The 6,587-nt window shown below is 65.0% G+C and carries 3 protein-coding genes; all 3 read left to right on the top strand.

The window, feature by feature from the left end:
* Nucleotides 1–1,131 (top strand): hypothetical protein (locus A6A27_RS44125; protein ID WP_158073947.1); only part of this gene is annotated, 1,131 nt, incomplete at its 5' end.
* Entirely contained in the window at nucleotides 1,110–5,207 is a 4,098-nt protein-coding gene (locus tag A6A27_RS05180) for a hypothetical protein (RefSeq protein ID WP_143193895.1), read from the top strand. The genes A6A27_RS44125 and A6A27_RS05180, both read left to right, overlap by 22 nt.
* A 104-nt stretch (nucleotides 5,208–5,311) precedes the next feature.
* Nucleotides 5,312–6,502 carry a hypothetical protein gene (locus A6A27_RS05175; protein WP_073833358.1) on the top strand — a complete coding sequence of 397 codons (1,191 nt, stop codon included), beginning with the start codon at nucleotides 5,312–5,314 and terminating at the stop codon, nucleotides 6,500–6,502.
* Nucleotides 6,503–6,587 lie beyond the last annotated feature (85 nt).

Below are 6,587 nucleotides of genomic sequence, written 5' to 3'. Positions count from 1 at the left end.
TCGGTGGACCTGTACCACGAACTGAGTAAAGGCCCGGTGGGGGGTGAGCGTGACCCGGTCGGAGTTGCCGGATTCCCGGACGAGGATTTTGATGGCGGGGATGTCGAGTTGTCGCAGGTTGATACCCGAACACAGTTCGGGGTCGACAGTGGTGTGGAGAATTTTCCTGCGGAGGTGCCGAGTTCGGGGGAACTTGATGAGTGGGCTGGTGCCCCGTTGGTTGATGTTGAGGGTGTGGGGCTGTTTCGGCTTATTGACGTGCCACCGGACCGGTACCGCGAACTGAGTAGAGGCCCGGTGGAGGGTGAGTGGCCTGACCCGCGCAGCGCCACAACCCGCGAAGAGTTCTGTAAACTTATCAATACGGCGGCGGGGCGCAGGTCGAATGCGGCGATCGCGGCCGCCAGCCGTGCCGGCGGGCAGCGCGGCATCACCGAAAAACCAGTGGCAAAAATCCGCGCCGGCAAATCCTGGCCTGCCAATGATTATGCCGTGCGGGCCTTTCTGCGGGGTTGTGAGGTGCCAGAGGATCAGCATCAACTGTGGGTGGACCGGTACCGCGAACTGAGTAAAGGCCCGGTGGGGGGTGAGCGGCCTGACCCGCGCAGCGCCTCAACCCGCAAGGAGTTCCATCAGTATCTCAATACGGTGGCGGGGCACAGGTCGAATGTGGCGATCGAGGCCGCCAGCCGTGCCGGCGGGCAGCCCGGCATCACCGACAAGACAGCGGCAAACATGCGCGGCGGCAAATTCTGGTTTGGCGAGGATACCTTGCGGGCCTTTCTGCGGGGTTGTGACGTGCCAGAGGATCAGCATCAACCGTGGGTGGACCGGTACCGCGAACTGAGTAAAGGCCCGGTGGGGGGTGAGCGGCCTGACCCGCGCAGCGCCACAACCCGCGAAGGAGTTCCATCAGCATCTCAATATGTTGGCGGGGCACAGGTCGCATGCGGTGATCGCGGACGCCAGCAGTGCCGGCGGGCAGCGCGGCATCACCGCCACAGACAGTGGCAAACATCCGCGGCGGCACAAATTCTGGCCTGGCGAGGATTCCTTGCGGGCCTATTCTGCGGGGTTGTGACGTGCCAGAGGATCAGCATCAACCGTGGGTGGACCGGTACCGCGAACTGAGTAAAGGCCCGGTGGGGGGTGAGCGTGACCCGGTCGGAGTTGCCGGGTCCCTGGACGAGGATTTTGATGGCGGGGATGGTGAGTTGTCGCAGGTTGATACCCGAACACAGTTCGGGGTCGACAGTGGTGTGGGGAATTTTAGTGCGGAGGTGTCGAGTTCGGGGGAACTTGATGAGTGGGTTGGTGAGCCGCCGTTGGTTGATGTTGAGGGTGTGGGGCTGTTTCGGGTTATTGACGTGCCACCGGATGGGAATTGTTTGTTCCATGCGGTTCTTGAGTCGGCCCGGTTGCAGGGGGTGGCGCCGCTGCCGGGGGTGGTTGATGCGTTGTCGTTGCGTCATGTTGCGACTAGTCAATTTGCCCCCCAGCGGGGTGATCCTTTTCTCGCGGGGCTGATGGGGCGCACGACTGATGGTCAGATCGTGTCGGATGAGTTACGTGACGTTCCTGATGCGGTGTTGGCCGAGTTGGTGGGTCCCGGTTCCTGGGAGTTTCTTGGTGCGCAGCGGCTGACGTGGGTGACCGGCGAACGCCGCCGGCAGTTGCGGGAGCAGGCGCAGGGGCTGGGTGTCGACGTGTGGTTGCGGGAGCAGGCGCAGATCTCCGGTGTGCCGTTCGAGGAGTTGCCTGACGAGGCGTTCGTTAGTGCGCTGCGGGATCTGGGGGTTGAGTTCCGCTCGGACGTGGCTGATATGCAGCGGCGGTGGCCGTTGTATGCGCGGTCGTTGTTGCGTGAGACGTTGGCCTCTTTGATCGATGGCGGTGACCTGGGGGTGTTGGACCGGCTTGAGGAGTTCGCTGACCTTCGGTCGGTGCCGCTGGGGGTGGGGGTCACTGGTCGGGCGTTGTTGTTGCAGCTGGTGGTGGGGGCGCGGCGGGAAGGCCGTCCTTTGCGGGGGATTGATGTGTCGCTGGCCGCGGTGGGAGATCACCGGTTGTGGGACACGGTGGCGGGGGATGACGTAGCCAGCCTGTTGAACATGGGGTTGGGGGTGGGGGTGGTTGAGCGGGGCGTCGTCGCCTACCCGCGGGACATTGACGGTGTCTTGCCGGTGTATGTGGTGCGGTCCGGCCGGCATTTCCAGGCCCTGCAACCTGTCCTGCAGTATGACCTGACGTTGCCGCAGGTTATCGGTTCGTCGGCCGCCGCGCTGCTGGACCCGTCGATTTCTGTGGAGGCGCGGCGGGTGGGTGGGTTGCCGGTGGTGGGTGCGGCGCGGGCCGGGACGCCTTCGCGGGAGGTGCGGGCGGCTGTGGAGAGGGCCTCCGTCGAGGGTGAAGGCGTGAACTGCGTGGTCGGTGTCGGCCGGGTTCTCGCCGCCATCGGCCCGCCCTCGCTCCCGGCCCAGACGCCGTGGGATGACTCGATGCTCCCCAACCGGTCCGCGAACATCGCTCAGTGGCTGGGTGGCCATTTCCAGGACGGGTTGGTGGCCGAGCTGCTTGACCTGAAGCCGGGCCATGTCACCGCGGTGCGTCTACAGCCGCCGAACCAGGAAGCCCACATAGTGATTGTGGAACGGGTCGACGACGGGTACCTGGTCATCGACCCGACGAAACGGGAGGACGACGGCCGGTTTGAAGCTTTCCACCCGAGCACGTCTGTCGCCGAGTTGCCGTCACAGCTGCGGGTTCCGGTGCGGTTGATCCGTCGGCCCGACTCGCGGCTGGGACAGCTTGCCGTACCGGCCGACGGTGTATCCCGGCCTGACCCGGACACCCTGGCCCTCGGTGAGTGGGCACGTGGGGGCAGTGGTGGCGTGTGGTCGGGCATGGGCCGGCGGTCGTCCCCGTGGGCTCTGGGTCAACTCCGCGCGGCGGTGCGTACCGCCAACGACACGGGCCCGGCGGCGGGCGCGTCCGTCGACCGGTTGATCGGCTGGATGGCCGCGGTGCCACAGGACCGCGACAGCGGCTACGAACCGGGGCCGTGGGATTGTGTCCCCCTCGCGTGGGGTGTGTTCATCGCGATGCACGCACGGATCGGGAACCGTCACGTCAGTGATGACACTTGGTTGGACGATCCGACAGACCTGCACTCGCTGGAGCAGGCGTTGAATGGAACGCTGACCCGGACCGATGACGCCGTGTTGCGGGCGGCGCTTCGGGCGCGGCCGGGTGCGATGGCGCTGGTGTCGGTACGGCCACCAGGCCGCGAAAGCCACGCGTTCTGGCTCCTGTCCGACGCGCAAGGTACTCTCATGCTGATCGATCCGATAACCTCAGCCGCCCCGCAGCCGGTCGCACTCCCGAACGGCGCCGAAGATGAACGGGTGACGTGGCTCGCGTTGCCGGACACCCGGGTTCTGTTCCTCGCCCTGGACGGGCGACCCGCCCCACCGGAGGCGTTGGCCGGCCCGCAACCCCAAGCCACCACCTCGGGCAGCCACACCCTGCAGGCGTTGTTGGATCCGCCCGCCACCACACGCCACGGCATGTACCGGCCGCACCAGACCCGGGACGGCCAGCCAGCGGCCGGCAGTTCGACGATGCCTGGCATACAGTTGGCGCGACCTGCGGGTACCTCAGACACGCCGGGCCAGGGCACCCAGCCGCTCCCGGGAGCGGTCGCCGTGCTCGAGGAGGCTCGGCAGTACGTCGGCTACCTGCGCTGGCGTGGCGGTGCCGCGCCCAGTCCGCGTGACGGCTGGCAGATCTCCGAGACCATCGGCGGTGGTCGCCATGTCAACGATTTCGCGCGGTGGATTCGCGGCACCGGCGCGGTCCCGGATCGAAACGGCACGATGGCTGCTCATGAGGCGATTTTCTTCGCCGCCTACCAGGCTGGGCAGGTCAGCCTGCCATGGCTGCAGCGCGTCTACGCCCAAGCCGCCGAACGCGCCAACTCGATCCAGGCTGGGCAGGTCAGCCTGACCTGGCCGCGGCGCGTCTACGCCCAAGCCGCCGAAGGCGCCAACTCGATTTTCAGGCGCTTCCAGCGGCGCAACCCGGACGCCAACCACTCCTCCTTGCCAAATGTGGGGGACGGATACGGTGACAACCGGATGACCGTCTCCGAAGTGGCATTCCAGTCGGTTCTGGCGGAATATCTGGCTCCCGGCCCCCGTCATCGGTATGACATCAACCCCGATATCGGGGTCGGCGGGCCTGACATCCCTGCTGGCCACGTCATCCTCTTTGACGGCATTAACGGACACGTCGCTCTCAGCCTCGGCATCCGTGACCTCGACGGCCGGCAGCTGGTAATCAGCCACTGGGACCGGCCACACAGCACCCCTCCAGACTCCAGAGGAAGACGATCTACCGGTTTTCTGCAGATCACCACCGTTGAGGACCTCCTGTTCAGTGGACATGACAACACCCCCCGGTTCCGTGTCATTGAATTCGCTGCTCCGCCCTGGGCATCGCCAGCCACCATGGTCGTCGCGGCGGCACGGCAACTTCACGGGAAACTGCGGTGGCGCGGAGGAAACAGGGTTGACGGCGGCAGCTGGAACGTCCTGGAGACCACGATTACGGGATACCCCAATGACATGGCGCTCTGGCTTCATGGAAAGGGCCGGGAGCCAACCGATGACAGCACCATGAACTGCTGGGATGCCATCCTCTTCTCTGCCTATCAAGCCGGAGTCATCGACAAGCTCTGGATTGAAAGCCTGTACGCCAGGTCCGCCAGTGCCGCATCCGGGGCTGTCCTCCGTACCATTAGATACGACCCCGACACGTATTCCTACACCTCTCCTTCAGAACCAGACAGATATGGTCGGGACTCGTCAATCCCTCAGGTAACGTACTACGATTCGATCATGCAAGGGATGGCTTCCGGTGCACTTCAGCGCTATACTATCGATCCGTCGACAGGAGTCGGTTATCCGGATATCCCATCCGGTTACATCATCTTCTTTGATGGCATTCGTCATGTGGCCATCAGTCTCGGCACCAGGGACGCCCAAGGGCGTCTCGAGATCATGAATCACTGGATTTTCCCTTTCCCTCACATGCTCACGCCGAATGATCAAAGGAATGTTGGGTTCATGCAGCCGACCACTATCGAAGAAATAGCGGCGGCCACGAATTTTCAGGCGATTGAGTTCGGGGCGCCGCGGTGGGGGTGACTGATCCGGCAGTGGGGGACGGTGCGCCGGTACCGAGGGTTGGGTCCGTGGTGAGTTTCGGCTGGGGAGACAGGCAGGATCAAGTCCCCGGCAGGCTGGTGTCCATGCCATCGTCGACCGGATTGACGGCCCGACCGCTGCGCCCGACCTTCGCGGTACGCCCCGGATTCTTTGACGACTGCGTCGTTCTGGCCGGCGAATACGACCGCGGCCGAACTCGCCGATTCCTGCGCAGGACCGGTGATGGCCAGACCCGCCCGCTGGTCGTACCCGCCGAAGTTGACCGGGTCGCCGGCTGGAGCATAGTGGACTTCACACCCACGGCCGACGGCGGAATCTTCCTGCTGGAGATCCTCCACCACGACGCCGATCGCACCCAGGAATGGGTGAACCGGGTCCGCCACATCGACCGGTCCGGAGCCACCCTCTGGTCACGAAGCGGACCGTTCGACCTGCATTACACCGACCCCGCAAACCTGATCGGCCACTACACCGGTCTGCAACACCCCACAACCGGCGGACCATTGTGGATAATCCCCCACGCCACCACCGCCGGAATCCCCGCCCTGGACCCCACTACCGGCGACCTGCACACGATGCCCCGCCTTGACACCAACGTACGCAACCTGGTGATCACCCCAACCGGCCACGCCCTGTACGCCCGCATGACCGAGGACTCCGGACGACGCACCCAAAGACTCGCCGACACCGACCTGGCCACCGGCCAGACCACATTCACCGCACCCGACCCGCCCGTACCCCTGATCAACCTCGCCGGCCTCGACTACGCCGGACACCTGTACGCCCGCACCGGTGACGGCATCGCCCGCATCACCCCCCACTGGCGCGTCCGCCTGCACGGCGCCGTCCACGACCCGCAAACCGCGACCACCACCATCGCCCACAGCACCGTCGCCCACCCCCAAGAACTCCTCATCACCGAACACCAACCCCGCCAACGCCCAGACGGCCCCCACCCATCCACGACCTGGCAGCTGCCGACAGGCCACCTGCCCGCACGATCGATCACCCTCATCGACATCGAACCCGGCCCTCGTTTCGTCCTGCACCTGAACGGCTCACTCCACACCCCCGGCAGCATCACCACCCTCACCCCCGACGGGACGATCGTCTCTGCCACCGGTCCCGACCACGACACCGCCCGACAACTTACCGACCGCGAAAACCGACTCGACCTCACCCAAACCGTCATCACCACCACCGGCACCATCCTGGCCCCGCTAGCCAACCCCCACGGCTACCACCTCATCCACCTTCAACCGCTCCATGAATAACAACGATCGGGTCTATCCGATCTTTTTTACAGTCCCCACACTGACAGGTAACGGAGTTTGGGAGTTTGAACCTCGGGGCTGGTCA

The sequence above is a fragment of the Micromonospora sp. CB01531 genome, assembly GCF_001905095.1.
Taxonomy (GTDB): domain Bacteria; phylum Actinomycetota; class Actinomycetes; order Mycobacteriales; family Micromonosporaceae; genus Micromonospora.
The sequence above is the reverse complement of the archived record's forward strand: the minus strand, read 5'-3'. Positions and strand labels throughout refer to the sequence as shown.